This window comes from Enterococcus hulanensis (assembly GCF_005405485.1).
Lineage (GTDB): Bacteria > Bacillota > Bacilli > Lactobacillales > Enterococcaceae > Enterococcus_A > Enterococcus_A hulanensis.
Genome location: NZ_BJED01000020.1, coordinates 1 through 18,123, shown reverse-complemented (window position 1 = coordinate 18,123; position 18,123 = coordinate 1). Strand labels below are relative to the sequence as shown.

Annotated in this window: 14 protein-coding genes; 4 read left to right on the top strand and 10 right to left on the bottom strand. The window is 40.7% G+C overall.

Going from position 1 to position 18,123, the window contains the following annotated elements:
• Window positions 1-15 precede the first annotated feature (15 nt).
• The 9 genes from FFR60_RS18665 to pcrA all read right to left on the bottom strand — a co-directional run bounded on the left by FFR60_RS18665 (window position 16) and on the right by pcrA (window position 10,936).
• Window positions 16-429 carry a hypothetical protein gene (locus FFR60_RS18665; protein WP_249355043.1) on the bottom strand — a complete coding sequence of 138 codons (414 nt, stop codon included), beginning with the start codon at window positions 427-429 and terminating at the stop codon, window positions 16-18.
• A gap of 23 nt (window positions 430-452) precedes the next feature.
• Window positions 453-581 (bottom strand): hypothetical protein, encoded by a 129-nt coding sequence (locus tag FFR60_RS23110; RefSeq protein ID WP_283205013.1) that lies wholly within the window; start codon window positions 579-581, stop codon window positions 453-455.
• A gap of 2 nt (window positions 582-583) precedes the next feature.
• Window positions 584-1,948: a 23S rRNA (uracil(1939)-C(5))-methyltransferase RlmD gene (gene rlmD, locus FFR60_RS18660; RefSeq protein WP_137665319.1), complete on the bottom strand. Its 1,365-nt coding sequence runs from the start codon at window positions 1,946-1,948 to the stop codon at window positions 584-586.
• Window positions 1,949-2,117: 169 nt separating this feature from the next.
• On the bottom strand, window positions 2,118-3,128 hold the full coding sequence (locus FFR60_RS18655) for a diacylglycerol kinase (protein WP_137665318.1): 1,011 nt from the start codon (window positions 3,126-3,128) through the stop codon (window positions 2,118-2,120).
• 108 nt (window positions 3,129-3,236) lie between these two features.
• The gene (gatB, locus tag FFR60_RS18650) at window positions 3,237-4,667 is read right to left on the bottom strand and encodes an Asp-tRNA(Asn)/Glu-tRNA(Gln) amidotransferase subunit GatB (protein ID WP_137665317.1); all 1,431 of its coding nucleotides are present in this window, start codon (window positions 4,665-4,667) and stop codon (window positions 3,237-3,239) included.
• Entirely contained in the window at window positions 4,667-6,136 is a 1,470-nt protein-coding gene (gene gatA, locus FFR60_RS18645) for an Asp-tRNA(Asn)/Glu-tRNA(Gln) amidotransferase subunit GatA (protein ID WP_137665316.1), read from the bottom strand. Before gatA ends, gatB begins: the two co-directional genes overlap by 1 nt.
• Entirely contained in the window at window positions 6,136-6,441 is a 306-nt protein-coding gene (gene gatC / locus FFR60_RS18640) for an Asp-tRNA(Asn)/Glu-tRNA(Gln) amidotransferase subunit GatC (RefSeq protein ID WP_010744987.1), read from the bottom strand. Before gatC ends, gatA begins: the two co-directional genes overlap by 1 nt.
• 194 nt (window positions 6,442-6,635) lie before the next feature.
• The gene (gene ligA, locus FFR60_RS18635; protein ID WP_137665362.1) at window positions 6,636-8,654 is read right to left on the bottom strand and encodes an NAD-dependent DNA ligase LigA; all 2,019 of its coding nucleotides are present in this window, start codon (window positions 8,652-8,654) and stop codon (window positions 6,636-6,638) included.
• 44 nt (window positions 8,655-8,698) lie between these two features.
• Window positions 8,699-10,936 (bottom strand): DNA helicase PcrA, encoded by a 2,238-nt coding sequence (gene pcrA / locus FFR60_RS18630; protein ID WP_137665315.1) that lies wholly within the window; start codon window positions 10,934-10,936, stop codon window positions 8,699-8,701.
• 152 nt (window positions 10,937-11,088) lie between these two features.
• Here pcrA and FFR60_RS18625 point away from each other — a divergent pair, with 152 nt between their 5' ends.
• On the top strand, window positions 11,089-12,663 hold the full coding sequence (locus tag FFR60_RS18625) for a ClC family H(+)/Cl(-) exchange transporter (protein WP_137665314.1): 1,575 nt from the start codon (window positions 11,089-11,091) through the stop codon (window positions 12,661-12,663).
• Window positions 12,664-12,670: 7 nt separating this feature from the next.
• On the opposite strand, the gene FFR60_RS18620 is transcribed toward FFR60_RS18625, so the two are convergent.
• On the bottom strand, window positions 12,671-14,131 hold the full coding sequence (locus tag FFR60_RS18620) for an alpha-amylase (protein ID WP_137665313.1): 1,461 nt from the start codon (window positions 14,129-14,131) through the stop codon (window positions 12,671-12,673).
• 157 nt (window positions 14,132-14,288) lie between these two features.
• Between FFR60_RS18620 and FFR60_RS18615 the strand changes: the two genes are divergently transcribed.
• Genes FFR60_RS18615 through FFR60_RS18605 form a run of 3 tightly spaced genes read left to right on the top strand, consistent with a single transcriptional unit; the run spans window position 14,289 to window position 17,934 of the window.
• On the top strand, window positions 14,289-15,041 hold the full coding sequence (locus tag FFR60_RS18615) for a DeoR/GlpR family DNA-binding transcription regulator (RefSeq protein WP_137665312.1): 753 nt from the start codon (window positions 14,289-14,291) through the stop codon (window positions 15,039-15,041).
• Window positions 15,038-15,952, top strand: coding sequence for a 1-phosphofructokinase (pfkB, locus tag FFR60_RS18610; protein WP_137665311.1), 915 nt, complete (start codon window positions 15,038-15,040; stop codon window positions 15,950-15,952). The genes FFR60_RS18615 and pfkB overlap by 4 nt, the downstream gene beginning before the upstream one ends.
• A gap of 56 nt (window positions 15,953-16,008) precedes the next feature.
• Entirely contained in the window at window positions 16,009-17,934 is a 1,926-nt protein-coding gene (locus tag FFR60_RS18605; protein WP_137665361.1) for a PTS fructose transporter subunit IIABC, read from the top strand.
• The last annotated feature ends 189 nt before the right edge of the window (window positions 17,935-18,123 follow it).

Here is an 18,123-nt window from a genome sequence, read left to right as displayed (position 1 = left end):
GCCTAGTTTTAAAAACTAGACCTTCTTTACGAATTGCGTATGACAATTTTTACAAGTTACTTTGATTTTTCCTCGTCCTTTTGGTGCACGCAATTTTTGTTTGCATTCGGGACATTTAAAGTAACGATACGTACCATTCTTTCCTTTGAAGAAATCCTTCATCTGAGCAATCCATTGGATGAATTTTTGGTTTTCATTGCTTCGTGGATAGATTTTCTTCGAACAAAACCGATAAATCACTAACGCAAAAGCTGCTAACGCTAAAGTGTTCCCGATGTAAAACGGAATCCAACGGTCAAAAATCATCATCACTGCCCAAACAATCAATAATGCCTTATTGATTTGATCCAATCTGCCATAACGTCCGCGCATCAAATACGCATATTTTTGATAAAATTTTGTTAGCCGCTGCATCCAAATACTTCCCAATGAAATTGCCCCTTTCTGTAATGCTACTTGTTATAAATCTTTGGTCCTTTACGCATGTTCTTGCGATCGTTTTTCGGCGTTTCCATTTTTTGGGAACGTCCGCCGCCTTGTTTCTTTTTGATCAGCTCTAACATTTTCTCTTTTTGATTCATATTTACACCGCCTTTATCAGTAAAGTTACTGATTCTACATGATATGTTTGCGGAAATAAATCTACTGGCTGAACCTTAACTGCATGGTATCCAAGATCTTCATATCTTCGCAAATCTCTAGCTAAGGTAGCAGGATTACATGAAATATAAACGATTTTTTGAGGATTTACTGCTACTGATGCTTCAATGAATTTTTCATCCAAGCCTTTTCTTGGCGGGTCAACAAAAATCACAGAAGGTTCGATGCCTTCACGAGCCCAGCGCGGCATAAGTTTTTCTGCCTTCCCAATCTCATAATTGGCATTTTCAATCCCATTAGCTTTTGCATTTGCTTTCGCATCCTCGATAGCCTGAGGAACGATTTCAACACCATAAACATGTTTGACTTTATTCGCTAATGACAAACCAATTGTTCCAATTCCACAATAAGCATCAACTACGATATCTTCAGAATCTAACTCAGCAAATTCAATAGCTGTTTGATAAAGCACTTCTGTCTGTTCCGTATTTACTTGATAGAACGACTGCGGTGAAATTTGGTAAGTTTTGCCTAATAATGTATCATTAATCGCTGATTTGCCGTACAACACTTTTTCTTCTCGACCCATGATGACATTCGTCTTTTCTGGATTGATGTTTTGGATCACAGAAACCACTTCAGGTAGTTCGGCTTTGATTATTTCAGCAATTTCAGTTCCTTTAAAGAACCGTTCTGTTCTAGTAACCAGAATCACCATCATCTCATGACTGTAATGACCACGACGAATAATGATGTGACGAATAAAGCCAGTATTTTCACGTTCATTGTAGGCTTTGACGTTAAACCGCCGCAAAATATTCCGAACTGCGATGATTGCTTGGTCAATTTTTGGATCTTGAATCAGATAATTTTCAATTGGTAATAAAATATGTGAATTTTTGCGGTAAAAACCAGTCATCAATTGATCGTCAACTTTTTGAACAGGAATCTGTGCCTTGTTGCGATATTCAAAGGGGTTCTCCATGCCTAAAGTTGAAGCTACTGGTAACTCAGGCAACTTCGCAATTGTTTTCAGAACCTTTACAACTTGCTGTTGTTTAAAGCGTAATTGATAATCATAAGTCATATGGCTTAAAGGTGCGATCCCACTTCTTAAAAGATCTAGATCTTTCACTTCTTGACGTTCAGGGTTTGCGTTGAAACGCTCCATTACTTTTCCATATCCGAATTTCTTTCCGACTTTAACTGCTTTAACTTTTATTTCCTCTTCCGGCAAAGCATTTTCAATAAATAGCGGATAACCATCGATATGCGCGACACCTAAACCTTCATGTGATAAATCATCGATCGTGACGGTGTATGTTTGATTTTTTTCTACTGTGGTCATTTCATTCTCCTTCAAGGCTGATTTGTCTATTCTAATGAATTCTAATAGAAAAAGCAAGGTAACATCAAGTCTATACTCTTAAGAGTTCCATAAGAATGAACCCTAGCCAGTTCATTAATAAATGAGAACACAAAAAACGTTCCCGTCTTACGACAGAAACGTTTAGATATTACTCGTCTGAATCTTCATCTTGGATTTTTTCATATTCTTTAACTAGTTCAATTCCGGCTTCACGCTTTTGATCATCTGGGCCTAAAATTGCGTCATCGTTAATTTCATCCGTATTGGCATAAAATTCAATATGCTGATGCAAATTCTCAAATCGCATCGGTGCATCGCCGCCGTATTCGCCATCTAAATTGATCATCATTTTCTTATCCGTATCAATTAAACTGGCATCCAGAAAGCTTGTCTTAACATACAAAACTTTTGAATCATTAACGTGCTTTCCGCCATTTAAGACTAACGTAATCAAACGAACGATTTCAAAAAGATTTGCTGTTTTCACTACGATCAATGAAAATTTGCCGTCATCTAATTTAGCATCCGGAGCAATCGTTTCAAAACCACCGATAGAATTTGTTAATCCTAGGAAAAACATCGAAGCATTGCCTTCGTATTCGCCACCCTCATAAACCAAACGCATTTTAGTCGGTTTGATTCGTGGAAGCATTTCGGCCCCTTTAGCTAAATAAGCTAAATAGCCAAAAATACTTTTCAATTCAGATGGCACCTCATATGTTAATTCAGTTAATGAGCCGCCGGCAGCAATATTAATAAAATAAGTGTCAGCCGCCTTACCAATATCCATTTTAACTGTTTGTTGTTTTTGGATAACTTCAGCCGCGGCCTTCACACTATTACGCGGGACTTTCAGAGCGCGAGCATAGTCATTGGTTGTGCCGGCTGGAATGATCGCCATCTTGGGGCGTTCTTCTAAGCCAGCAATTCCATTGACAACTTCGTTAATGGTTCCATCTCCCCCTGCCGCAACGACTAGTTCAAAACCAGCTTTAGCAGCACGAGTAGCCTCATTTTTCGCTGAATCAGGTTCAGGAGTCGTAGCAAAGGCACTTGCTTCATAACCTGCTTTTTCGATGGCATCTAAAATATCTGCCAAATTATTGCGCATGATCTCTTTTCCAGATACTGGATTATAAATCAGTCGTGCTTTTCTCATGGTCGAGCTCCTTGTTCATTTAAAATAATTATTCTAAAAAAAGTTCACGTCGAATACAGTTCCACCAAGTGAATTTAAATTCATCGGTGAAACTGATATTGACATTTTTTACCTTTTCGCTAATTCCTCTTGAAGCAATTTATTTACTACGCCTGGATTAGCTTTTCCTTTAGTTGCTTTCATGATTTGTCCAACTAAGAAACCAACAGCTCGATCTTTTCCGTTCTTAAAGTCTTCAACGGATTGATCATTATTATCAAGCACTTCATTAATCATTGGCAATAATTGAGCTGGATCAGATAGCTGAACAAGTCCTTTCGCTTCAACAACCTCTTTTGCGTCTCCACCATTTTGGATCAGCTCACGGAAGACTTTCTTCGCGATCTTAGAACTGATAGTGCCGTCTGCGATCAGCGTAATCATGCCTGCTAAATTACTTGGTGTTAATTTAGTATCGGCTAACTCCAGTTTTTCACTATTCAAATAAGCAGACACTTCACCCATCAACCAGTTAGATGCTTGCTTAGCATCTGCGCCTTCCTTCAGTGTGTCTTCAAAGAAGTCAGACATTTCACGGCTCAAGGTTAGAACCATTGAGTCATATTCTGGTAATCCTAAATCATTCACATAACGTTCGCGACGTGCCGCTGGCATTTCAGGTAACGTTTCACGAACTTCTTCAATCCATGCATCATCGATTTCAAAGCGCGGAATATCTGGTTCTGGGAAGTAACGATAGTCACTTGAACCTTCCTTAACACGCATCAAAATTGTTTTATTGGTTCCTTCGTCATAACGGCGTGTTTCTTGTTGGATTGTTCCACCAGAAAGCAAAACTTTGGTTTGACGTTGAACTTCAAAGGTCAAGCCTTTTTTAACGAAACTGATTGAGTTCAGATTTTTCAATTCTGTTTTTGTACCAAATTCTTCTTGTCCATAAGGACGCAAAGAAATGTTGGCATCACAGCGCATTGATCCTTCTTCCATCTTCACATCACTGACACCAGTAAATTGGATGATTGACCGCAACGCTTCTAAATAAGCATTTGCTTCTTCAGGCGAACGCATATCTGCCTCAGACACAATCTCGATCAATGGTGTCCCTTGACGGTTTAAATCGACATAGGAATAGCCGCCGATACCATGCATGTTTTTACCAGCATCTTCTTCTAAGTGAACTCGTTCGATGCGGATTTTTTTCTTCTTACCGTTAACATCAATTTCGATCCAACCATCATGACCAATCGGTTCGTCAAATTGTGAGATTTGATATGCTTTTGGGTTATCTGGATAGAAATAGTTCTTACGGTCAAAGTGCATATTTTTTGAAACTTCGCAGTTTAAGGCAAGAGCGGCTTTCATTCCAAATTCAATCGCAGCTTTATTCATGACCGGCAAGACACCTGGATAGCCCCAGTCGATAATATTTGTATTGGTATTTGCTTCTGCACCAAAGTGAGCGGGCGCAGGTGAAAAGATTTTAGAGTTTGTTTTTAATTCCACATGGACTTCAAGTCCAATGACAGTCTCTAAGTTCATTATTTGTCCCCCCCTAAAATCACTGGTTTTTGCTTATGGAAATCAGTTGCTTGTTCAAAAGCATAAGCAGCTTTATACATAGTTGATTCATCAAAATGTTTTCCGATGATTTGCAGACCAACAGGCAATCCCTCTGAGAAGCCGGCTGGAACTGACATACCTGGTAATCCTGCTAAGTTCACAGGGATCGTTAAGATATCATTTAGATACATTGTAATTGGATCATCAATGTTTTCACCGATGCGGAAAGCAACAGTTGGAGATGTTGGACCAATGATCAAATCATAATCAGCAAAGACTTTATCGAAGTCCTGTTTAATCAATGTACGCACTTGTCCCGCTTTTTTGAAATACGCATCGTAGTATCCTGCTGAAAGTGAGAATGTTCCCAACATGATCCGACGTTTTACTTCATCGCCAAAACCTTCAGTACGTGTATTTACATAAACATCTTCCAAGTTTTGCACATCTTCTGAACGGAAACCATAACGGATACCATCGAAACGCTGCAAGTTAGAGCTAGCTTCAGATGAAGCGATGATGTAATACACTTCTACCCCATATTTTGAATGTGGCAAGCTGACTTCTTCAACGGTCGCACCTAAAGCTTTAAAAGTATCAACCGCTTTAGTGATTGCCGCCTTAACACCAGGTTCGATTCCTTCTGCCATGAATTCTTTTGGCAAAGCAATCTTCATTCCTTTGATATCACCAGTTAAACCAGAAGCAAAATCAGGTACAGAAACACCTGCTGAAGTGCCGTCTTTTGGATCATAGCCGCTGATAGCATTCAGTGCTAAAGCATTGTCTTTAACTGTACGAGTAAATGGTCCGATTTGGTCTAACGATGATGCAAAAGCAATCAAGCCAAAACGAGACACACGTCCATAAGTTGGTTTCAATCCTACAACACCATTGAAAGCTGCAGGTTGTCGAATACTACCGCCAGTGTCGCTCCCTAAAGAAACTGGTACTTCACCTGCCGCTACTGCTGCGGCCGAACCACCAGAAGAACCGCCGGGAACCTTTGTTTGATCCCAAGCATTTTTTGTCTTCTTAAAATAAGAGGTCTCGCTTGAACTTCCCATCGCAAATTCATCCATGTTCAGCTTACCAACTGGAATTAAATCCGAACTATATACTTTTTCCATGACTGTCGCATCATAAATTGGTTCGAAGTTTGATAAAATTTTAGATGCTGCAGTCGTTAATAGGCCTTTTGTTACGATATTGTCCTTAATCCCGATCGGAATACCAGCCAATACGTTATCTTCTGTGATTCCTTTTGCATCAACGGCTTTTGCCATTTCTAATGCTTTTTCTTCATTCAAAGTAATGAAAGCATCAATATCTTTTTCTGTTTCCTTGATGCGATCAAAGGTTTCAGTTGTTAAATCAGTCGCTGTGATTTCTTTTGATACTAGCAGACTGTGTAATTCTTCAATCGATTTGTCATATAATTTTTCCATTATGCACCAGCCTCTCCATTGTCAATGATTGCCGGAACCTTGATGAAGCCATCTTCACTTTCCGGAACATTTTTCATTAACTCATCACGCGACCAGCCTTCATCGGCAACGTCTTCACGCATGACATTAATTGTTTCTAATACATTGGAAGTAAATGGCACACCTTCTGTATCAACTTCCCCAAGTTGTTCGACCATGTCGATTATTTTTCCTAATTGATCCGTAAAACCGGTCAATTCATCATCTGAAAAAGAAAGCTTCGCAAGTTTTGCGACATGTTTCACTTGTTCTTCATTAATTGCCATAATATCCCTCTTTCTTTTGTCAATTTTCAATCATTTTATCATATCTCTGTTAGAATTCACGTTTTTTTCTTGAAATTTTTTGAAAAATCGTTCAATTCAAACAAGTTTAAAATAATCGTATTCTAATAGAGTCAACGCTTTTTATAATACTCGTTCGTTAATAGAATCGTCAACAGCCTTCTAGACAAAACTGTTTAGTCTGTCTGACTTTCTTCAATAGCTTGGATCATTTGTTTTTCGTCCCAAACTTCAACACCCAAACTTTGTGCCTTTGTCAGCTTACTCCCAGCTTCTTCGCCGGCGACCACAATATCAGTCTTTTTAGAGACACTGCCGGTTACTTTTCCGCCAAGATTTTGAATTTTTTCTTTTGCTTCCTCACGAGTATAATCGATCAGCTTGCCCGTCAGTACAACCGTTTTGTCTTTAAATGGTGACTCGATTTCTGCTAATTGACTTCTCCGGATTCCATTATATTTGAGATTTACACCTCGTTCAGCTAGTTCTTGCATCAGCTCATGGACTTCTTCATTTTCAAAGTAGGTCACAACACTGTCCGCGATCGTTTCCCCAATCGTGTTTAGATCAACGATTTCTTCTTTAGTTCCTTTGCTCATCGCTTCAAGACTGCCGAAATGCTCGGCCAATATTCCCGCGGCTTTCGCACCTACATGGCGGATACCTAATCCAAAAATCAAACGTTCTACTGAGTTTTCACGACTAGCATCAATCGCTTGTAAAATATTTTCTGCCGACTTATCTTTGATCTTATCCAAAGTCAGTAACTGTTCCTTGTCTAATGCATAAAGATCAGCTACATCAGAAACTAATCCCTTATCAAACATTTGCGCTAATACGCGAGGCCCTAAACCTTCGATATTCATCGCATTGCGAGAAACAAAATGACTTAAGCCTTCTTTGATTTGTGCAGGACATTTCGGATTGATGCAACGAAGCGCTACCTCTTCATCCAAATGAACTAACTCACTGTCACAGATTGGGCAATGGGTAGGTACTGGATAGGGTTCGCTGTCTGCTGGTCGTTTTTCCAGAATGACTTGTGCTACTTCAGGAATAATATCACCAGCTTTGTAAACTAGAATGGTATCCTGCAAACGAATATCTTTTTTCTCGATGTAATCACTATTATGAAGACTTGCGCGACCAACTGTCGTTCCTGCTAATCGCACTGGTTCCATGATTGCTGTAGGTGTCAAAACACCTGTGCGTCCAATCGTCCAGTCAATGTCCAGTAAAGTAGTCTGAGCCTCTTCAGGGGGAAACTTGTAAGCTGTTGCCCAACGCGGGGCTTTTACAGTGAAACCTAATTCATCCTGCAGCTCAAATTCATTTACCTTGATTACAATACCGTCGATTTCGTAAGGCAATTGATCTCTTGTCTCATGAAAGGTTTCAATATAGTCCCAAACTTCATCGATCGTATCACAAACCCGATGTTCAGGATTTGTTCGGAAGCCCAGACGAGACATTTCATTCAGTGCATGATCTTGTGTCGTAGATTCCAGCGGGCCGAAATCAGCGAGTGTATATAAAAACGTACTCAAATTCCGCTTAGCTGCAATCCGTGTATCTAATTGTCGTAAACTTCCAGCAGCAGCGTTACGAGGATTCGCAAAAACTTCTTTGCCTTCTTCTTCCCGTTGTTGATTCAGTTTCACAAATGAAGACTTAGGCATGTAGCACTCACCGCGAACTTCGATGGATAAAGGTTCCTTCAATCGTAACGGAATTGATTTCACTGTTTTTAAATTCTCTGTAATATTTTCACCGACTGTTCCATCACCCCGGGTTGCTCCTTGAACAAAAACCCCATTTTCATATTTTAAGGAAATAGACAAGCCGTCGATTTTTAACTCGCAGCAATAAGAAACCGGATGGCCTAAAGCTTTCTTTACACGTTCATCAAAGGCAATCAACTCTTCTTTGCTAAAAACATCATTTAAGCTATATAAAGGAATATCGTGCACAACTTTTTCAAAGCCTTCTAACACTTTTCCTCCAACTCGTTGGGTAGGTGATTCAGGTGTGATCAAATCAGGGTACTCTGTTTCGATCTCAACTAATTCTTGATACTTTTTATCGTAAACAAAATCTTCCACCGAGGGTTGATCTTGCACGTAATATTCATGGGCATACTGATTCAGTTCGTCGCGGAGTTCTGCCGAGCGTTTTTCCGCCGCTTGAAAGGTCATTGATTCCAAGAAGGTCCCTCCTAATTTATTTTATATGGAAAGTTTTAGATTTTTTCAATTGGTGCAAAAGCAGCTAACAGTCGTTTGACACCTTGCTGTGGAAATGCGATATCTAATTCAACGTCTTTAGCATTACCGCTGACTTTTACAACAGTCCCTACGCCCCATTTCTTATGCTGAACTTTATCACCAGGGTTCCAACTTTCATTTTCTCCCCCAGATGCTGTCTTGCTGGTAACAGGTTCACGTGTAGCATGCTGATATTTTGGCTGCATGATTTTACTTTGGAACGGATTACTGTAGCTCGCTTTAGGTTGAGGCTGCATACCAACAGCGTTTAATAAACTGTCGTCAATCTCAGCGACAAAACGGGAAGGCTGGTTGTATTGAGTTTTTCCATAAAGGGTCCGGGAAAACGCATTGGTCAAATACAAACTTTCTTCTGCACGAGTAATTCCGACATAAGCAAGACGGCGTTCCTCTTCTAGTTCGGCTTCTTCCATTAAAGAACGGGAAAGCGGGAAGATTTTTTCTTCCATACCGATTAAAAAGACAATAGGAAATTCTAGTCCTTTCGCTGCATGCAGCGTCATCAAAGTGACTTGCGCACTTTCTTCTTGATAATCATCTAAATCTGATACCAAGGCTAAGTCATTTAAGAACACTGCTAATTTTTCTTCAGGTGCTTCTTCTTCATCTTGTGTCTCATTACGTTTATCAAATTCTTGCGTGACAGTTCGAAACTCCTCTAAGTTTTCTAAACGCGACTCAGCTTCTAAGGTACGTTGATTTTTTAATTCATCTAAATAACCAGTCCGCTCCAATACTTGGTCAACTAAATCAGTCACTGGCAAATAAGTAACCATTTCTTGGAACTGTGTGATCATCGTGCCGAATTCACCGATCATACGACCCGCTTTACCTGAAATATTAGCCAAATCAATATTCTGTGCAGCTTCTACCATCGACCAATCATGCAGCGTTGCAAAGCTTCTTAGCTTTTCAACAGAAGCAGCGCCGATCCCGCGTTTAGGAGTATTAATCACGCGTTCAAAACTGACGCCGTCTCGAGGATTATTGATGATATTCAAATAGGCGATGATATCTTTGATTTCCTTACGGTCATAGAATTTATGTCCGCCAACCATCGTGTAGGGAACGTTTGATTTTACTAACGTATCTTCAATCACCCGAGATTGGGCATTGGTTCGATACAATACTGCAAAATCATTGTAGCTGCGATTATTGCTTTGAATTTCTTCTTTGATCTTGCTAACGATAAACTGCGCTTCATCTCGTTCACTATCGGCACGATAATACGTGATTTGTTCGCCAGCCTGATTGTCCGTCCAAAGGCTCTTGTCACGCCGATTACTGTTATTTTTAATAACTTGGTTGGCCGCATCTAGGATACTTTTAGTTGAGCGGTAATTTTGTTCTAATAAAATAACAGTTGCATCATTGTAGTCTTTTTCAAAATCCAAAATATTCTGCATATCCGCACCGCGCCAGCCGTAGATACTTTGATCGGCATCTCCTACGACACATAAGTTGCGAAAGCGTGCCGCTAGCATATTTACTAAGGTATATTGAGCATGGTTGGTATCTTGATATTCGTCGACATGCAGGTAATGAAATTTATTTTGATAATAGGTCAAAACTTTTTCATTTTCTTCGAACAAGCGAATCGTGTTCATAATTAAATCGTCAAAATCCATACTTTGATTATTTCTCAGAGCTTTTTGATACGCATCATAGCAGCGTGCCACGATTTCTTCAAAGAATGAACCTTGCCGTTCAGCATAAGTTTCTGGTGTCAGAAGCTCATTTTTGGCATTGCTGATTGCTCCTAAAATCGAGCGCGGATCATATTTTTTGGGATCAATGTTTAATTCTTTTAGAATTCGCTTCATTAAGGTTAATTGATCTGAACCATCCAAGATCGTAAAATTCCGGTCATAACCAATCGCATCTACATCGCGCCGTAAGATTCTTACACACATCGAGTGAAAAGTTGAAACCCACACATCCTCGCCGCCCTGACCTAGAATGCTGTTGACCCGTTCCTTCATTTCTCTTGCCGCTTTATTGGTAAAGGTGATCGCTAGGATATTCCAAGGATTCACATTTTTTTCTTCTATTAAATAAGCAATACGATGGGTCAGAACTCGCGTCTTTCCACTTCCTGCCCCCGCCATAATCAATAACGGTCCTTCGGTATGAAGCACCGCCTCTTTTTGTTTAGGGTTTAGTCCTGCTAACAACTCCTGTTTGTTTGGCATGCAAAACGTCCTTTCTCTATTCAATCTTTTTTATTATAGCATCTCAGAAAGTTTCGCGACACTAGCAACATTTCAAAAAAACGAATTCATTGAATGATACTTGTTTTTCTTATAAATTCGCGCTAAGTTTAATAAGGGTATGGAGGGAAAACATGAAGAAAGAACATGAAATTAAACGTTTAGATAGTACCAAGGTCATTTTTATTTTAAAGGGTGTCCTGATCGGAGCGATCGCCGGCGTTATCGTCAGCCTTTTTCGATTGCTGATCGAAAAAATGATGGAACACATCGTTACTCTTTACCAATGGTTCCACGACAATCCTCTATGGTTAATCCCTTGGGCTTTAGTGATGCTGGCATTCGCCATTATCGTTGGAGCTTTGATGAAGTCAGAGCCTAATATCAAGGGCAGCGGAATCCCGCAGGTTGAAGGAACCTTGCAAGGCGAGATCAAGCTCAATTGGTTTTCCATTCTTTGGAAAAAATTTGTCGGCGGAGTATTATCAGTCGGCTCTGGTCTATTTCTCGGCCGAGAAGGTCCTTCCATCCAGTTAGGCGCAATGGTGGGACAAGGCTTCGGTGAATACACACATGCCTCTACTTCGGAAAAGAAAATTTTTATTTCCAGCGGTGCAGCAGCTGGATTAGGCGCGGCCTTTAATGCCCCAATCGCTGGTTTGCTCTTTGTGATAGAGGAAGTGCATCATCATTTCTCGCCTTTAATTTGGCTTACTTCACTGACGGCAGCCTTAACCGCAAATTTAGTGTCACTGAACTTTTTCGGTTTAAAGCCAGTTTTATTCATTGCGAATGTTCCTTCGCTGCCATTGAAATATTATGGTTTATTGATTCTGCTGGGAGTTATTTTAGGGGTTCTCGGGTATATTTATCAAGTTGTCCTTTTAGCGCTGCCGCAAATCTATAAAAAGACCCATTTGCCAGACTATCTTTATGGGATTATTCCATTTCTATTAATTATTCCTATCGCTTTCTTTTTCCCGATTTACTTGGGCGGAGGAAATCAGATCGTTTTAGCCATTGGTGAAAATGTATTTCCCTTAACCGTGCTGATTTTTTTATTTTTCCTACGCTTCATTTTTTCAATGGTTTCTTATGGGGCAAATCTTCCGGGAGGGATTTTTTTACCGATTCTAACTTTGGGGGCTTTGATCGGCGGGATTTATGGGACTATTTTGCATCAATGGTTTGGCTTAGATTCGATGTTGATTCGTGACTTTGCAATCTTTGCGATGGCTGGCTACTTTACCGCTATCGGTAAAGCGCCGTTGACTGCGATTATTTTAGTAACTGAAATGGTCGGCAATATCACTCATTTAATGCCGCTGGCTGTTTGTTCCTTAACAGCTTATGTCATCAATGATCTATTAGGCGGAAATCCAATTTATGAATCATTACTTGAACGTCTGCTTAATGGACATCTGCCCAGTATTACTGGAAATAAGACGATCATTGAATTCCCCGTTACTGCCGAAAGTACATTAGATGGCACGATGGTAAGAGACTTTAACTGGCCGAAGGAAATGCTATTGATTTCGATTCGACGAGGTTCGACGGAAATATTGACCCATGGCGATACTGTCATGAAGGTTGGTGATCTGTTAATGATTCTTACGGATGAAGGCTATACGCAAAAAATCACCAAACAGATTCGTGAACGTTCCGAAGCAGCAATCGCTAAAAAGCAAGACAAAGCAATACGAGGCTGAGCTATGCTCAACCTCGTATTTTTTCTGCTAATTTTTCATTTACATAAACAGATACCTGTCCATCGTTGACCGGAAATATTCCTTGACCGTTTTCATCTAAAACAACTTTTGCCTCATTGTTTCCTAACAAGTCGACAAACGTTGCTCCTTCGTGAATCGCACTGACGGTCATTTCCTTTTCTCCGCCTTTTGCGTTAGTCATGACAATCGCCGCACCAGATTCAGCATCGTCAAAATCGCCTGTCAATGTCCAACCAATCACATCTGGATCATCAAAATAATCTGCTTGATTACCGAAGTTTAGAGTTTCACGTAATTTAATCAAGGCATTCAGTCCTTCTCCAACTGCCTCAGCATTTTCAGTTCCATAAAGATCACCCCAGAAAACAACCGGGGTCCCCTCATTTCTCAACAAGATCAGGCTATAGGCGTGTAATTTGAACCAGCCTTCGACCCACGATTCTAAGCTTTGCCCATGCTGGGTATCGTGGTTGTCGACAAATGTTACGGCCCAATCAGGTCGTGTTTCAATCAACGTACCGGCAAAGATTTGCCGCATGTCGAATTCTCCCATAGTCGAAGCTGCTTGAAATAAATTAAAGTGCAGCGGTACATCGAAAAGTGAAATCAAGTTGCCAGACGAATCTAAGTATTCTTGTAGCTTCTCTAATTCGTCAGACCAATACTCGCCGACGACAAAAAGCTCTTCAGCTTTTTCTTCGCGTCGATGTAAAATCCAATCAACGAACAAATCAAATCGAATATGCTTTACAGCATCCAACCGATATCCGTCAACACCGGTCAACTCTTGATACCATTTACCCCATTTGTCTAATTGTTCAACCGTTTCAGGATTTTCCATATCCAGGTTGCAACCCATCAAGTAGTCAAAGTTTCCATTCTCATCATCGACCTTCGGCTCCCAGCCTTTATCGGCAAAATTAAAAATCGCATGATCTTTTTCACGCGCATCATAATCAACGCCAGAAAAATTCTTCCAGGTCCATTGATAGTCATTATATTTTCCTTTTCGGCCGGGAAAAGTGAATTTAGTCCACGCTTCGATTTCCTCTTCACCTGAACTTGGCTTGGTTCTATCATCAAAGTGATAAGAAACTGCAGAAACCACTTCCGTTTCATCTGCTCCCATAAAATGATCGAAGACGATATCCGCATAAATCTTTAATCCAGCCTTCTTCAATGCAACGATACTGCTTAAATACTCTTCCTTTGTTCCGTATTTCGTAGCAATGCTGCCTTTTTGATCGAACTCGCCCAGATCATAAAGATCGTAAGTTCCGTAACCAACATCATTGGCTCCCTCTGATCCTTTATATGCTGGCGGCATCCAAATTGCATTCAACCCCAGATGGTGCAGCTCTTCCGCTTTTTCGGCTAACGTTTTCCAGTGGTTGCCGTCTGCAGGAAGATACCATTCAAATCCCTGTAAAATTGTTTGTTTTCTCATAACCTTCACCTCTATATCCATCATACCTAAAATGAGAGTTCTTTCATAATAAGACGGCCCAAAAAATAATCTTTAAATGTTTTTGAACGTTTATGACTGTTTATGGTTGAATTACGAAAACACTTGTGGTAGTATTTCAATTGAAGGAGGATTGAAAATGCTTACAGAAGAACGACATAGAAAAATAATTGACTGGCTAGAACGTGATGGATTAGTAAAATCACAGGATTTAATCCAATGGTTACATTCCTCAGAGTCGACAGTTCGCAGAGATTTACAGGAATTGGAAGATATGGGAATGTTAGAACGCATCCATGGCGGTGCGAAACGTCCGCAACATTTAGAGCAAGAACTGGGTATGATCGAAAAATCCGCCAAAAACGTTCATCAGAAGAAATTGGTTGCTAAGTATGCAGCAGACTGCATCACTGAGGGTGACGTAATCTATCTGGATGCCGGCACAACGACTTCCGAAATGATTCCCTTTCTGAAAGATCGTGCAGTAACGGTTGTAACGAATTCCGTTGGTCTTGCCGCCCACTTAGTTGAAGCGCAGATCGCTACGATCGTCTTGGGCGGCCGCATAAAACTTACTACTGACGCAGTTGTCGGTTCACAGGCGTTAGAACAATTAAAACAATATCGTTTCAATAAAGCCTTTATGGGTATGAATGGTGTGCATCTCGACAGCGGCTACTCTACTCCCGACCCTGAAGAAGCGATTTTGAAAAGAGCAGCGATCCAGCAAGCAGAAGAAGCTTTTGTTCTTGTTGATCATAGTAAGTTTAACCAAACCAGCTTTGTCAGTGTCGCGCCGCTATCAGCAGCTTCAATCCTCACAGATACCTGTCCTTTGGTTATTCACGATCAAATCACAGAGCAAACTACCTTGAAGGAGGTTTCTGTATGATTTATACAGTGACACTAAACCCATCGATCGACTATATTGTGCACGTCGATCAACTTGCGATTGGCGACGTCAATCGAATGAAAAGCGATTTGAAATTACCCGGCGGAAAAGGCATTAACGTTTCACGAATCTTAAAACGAATTAATAATGAATCAACAGCCTTAGGTTTCCTTGGTGGTTTTACCGGAAACTTTATTAAAGAATGGCTGGAACGTGAAACTATAAAGACAAACTTTACTCCTGTTGCTGACGATACACGAATCAATATCAAGCTAAAGGCCAATGAAGAAACTGAGATCAATGGACAAGGCCCGGCCGTTTCAGCGGATGAAATGGATGAATTGAAAAAAGTGTTGACTCATTTAACTACTGACGACATCGTGGTGTTATCAGGCAGCAAGCCTGCCAGCATACCAACCGGCTTTTATCAAGAATTAATTGAGATCATTAAAGCTCAAGGTGCTGCTTTTGTCATTGATACCACTGGTGCTGATTTGATGGATGCTTTAGAAAAGAGTCCTTTATTAGTGAAACCAAATAATCATGAATTAGCAGACCTATACCAAACAACATTCCACTCAGTAGAAGATATTTATCCCTTTGGTCAACGCTTATTAGACGAAGGTGCTCAACATGCTCTAGTTTCAATGGCTGGCGACGGTGCATTACTTTTTACCAAAGATGGGATTTATCGTTCAAATGTCCTAAAACGCCCAGTTAAGAATTCTGTCGGTGCAGGCGACTCAATGATTGCTGGTTTTGTCGGCAACTTCACTAAAACGCAAGACCCAGTTGAAGCATTCAAATGGGGCGTCGCTTGCGGCAGTGCCACTACTTTTTCCGATGATTTAGCTACCGCAGAGTTTATTCAAGAATTATTACCAGAAGTACAGATCACAAAAGTAAACTAATTTGGATCTTCTCTTCTGTAAAAATATGTATCAAATTAAAATTTGGAGGAATTATGATGGATATTAACGATTTATTAATCAAAGATGCCATGATCATGGATTTGCAAGCGACAACCAAAAAAGCAGCAATCGATGAAATGGTTCAAAAAATGTATGATGCCGGCCGGATTTCAGATATCGCTGTTTATAAAGAAGGTATTTTAAACCGTGAAGCGCAAACGTCTACTGGTCTAGGCGACGGCATCGCTATGCCTCACGCGAAAAACAGCGCCGTAAAAGAAGCAACCGTTTTATTCGCTAAAAGTAAAAATGGTGTAGATTATGAATCACTAGATGGTCAGCCTACTTACCTATTCTTTATGATTGCTGCTCCAGAAGGTGCCAATGATACTCACCTTCAAGCCTTGGCTGCATTATCCAGACTTTTGATTAACCCTGATTTTGTAGCAAAACTAAAAGCTGCGGAAACTCCTGACCAAGTTCAAGCAACCTTTGATGCCGCTGAAAAAGCAAAAGCTGCAGAAGAAAAAGCAGAAGCCCAAGCAGATGCAGAAGAAAAAATCAAAGACACGAATCGCCGCTACGTTGTTGCCGTAACAGCCTGCCCTACTGGTATCGCCCATACATACATGGCCGAAGACGCTTTGAAGAAAAAGGCGAAGGAAATGGGCGTGGATATCAAAGTTGAAACAAACGGCTCTGAAGGAATCAAACATCGTCTGACAGATGAAGAGATCGCTCGTGCCGACGGAGTTATCATAGCCGCAGATAAAAAAGTTGAAATGAATCGCTTCAATGGAAAAGAATTAGTCAACCGACCTGTCAGCGATGGGATTCGCAAACCAGAAGAATTAATCAACTTAGCGTTGAGCGGCAAAGCCCCTGTGTATCACGGAAGCGGAGAAGATACTTCTGCTGCTGAAGAAAAAAGTGATAACGGAACTGTAGGTCAACAGATCTATAAAGATTTAATGAACGGCGTTTCTCATATGCTGCCATTCGTTATCGGCGGCGGCATCATGATTGCATTATCCTTCATGATCGACCAATTTATGGGTGTGCCTCAATCAGAACTTGCGAATCTAGGTAATTACAATCAAGCTGCCAGCTGGTTCAACCAAATCGGCGGTGCTGCATTTGGCTTCATGCTTCCTGTCCTTGCTGGATTTATCGCATCAAGTATCGCTGACCGTCCTGGTTTGATCGCAGGTTTTGCTGCTGGTGCTTTAGCTAACGCCGGTGGTGCTGGATTCTTAGGTGCATTAATTGGTGGTTTCCTAGCTGGTTATGTCATCATCTTCTTGAAGAAATTGTTTAAAAACCTGCCTAAATCACTTGAAGGAATCAAAGCGATTCTTTTCTATCCATTCTTCGGCTTGATGATTACCGGCTTCTTGATGCTATTAGTCAATGTTCCCATGAAAGCGATCAATGACGGCTTAAATGGTTTCTTAACTGGACTAAGCGGCTCAAACGCTATCTTATTAGGTGCTTTGCTTGGCGGAATGATGGCGATCGACTTAGGCGGTCCTATTAACAAAGCTGCATATGTATTCGGAACTGCCACTTTAGCTTCAACTGTTGCTCAAGGCGGCTCAATCGTAATGGCGGCTGTTATGGCCGGCGGAATGGTTCCTCCATTAGCTATTTTTGTTGCTACTCGTTTGTTCAAAAACAAATTTGAAAAGAGTCAAGTTGATGCTGGTTTGACGAACATCGTCATGGGGCTTTCCTTTGTAACAGAGGGAGCAATTCCTTTTGCCGCGGCCGATCCTATCCGTGTGATCCCAAGTTTCGTCGTTGGTTCAGCTTTAGCTGGCGGCTTAGTTGGTGCTGTAGGAATCAAATTGCTTGCTCCTCACGGCGGAATCTTTGTTGTTCTGCTGTTAAGCCATCCATTGCTTTACCTTTTATTCATCGCCATCGGTGCAATCGTTTCAGGTGTTATCTACGGTTTAGTTAAAAAGCCGGTAGCACAATAACAATAAAAAAAATCCACTCTCTATGTAGTGACCCCAAAAAGTTAGACTTTTTTCGGAGTGGAGAAATCCACTCCTTTTTTTGTTGCTTTTATTGCCAATTCTAATTAGGCAGCTTTCAATGCCGTCTCTCTAAATTGTACCGGACTCTGCCAATTGAGTTTTCCTTTCATACGTTCATGGTTATAGTAG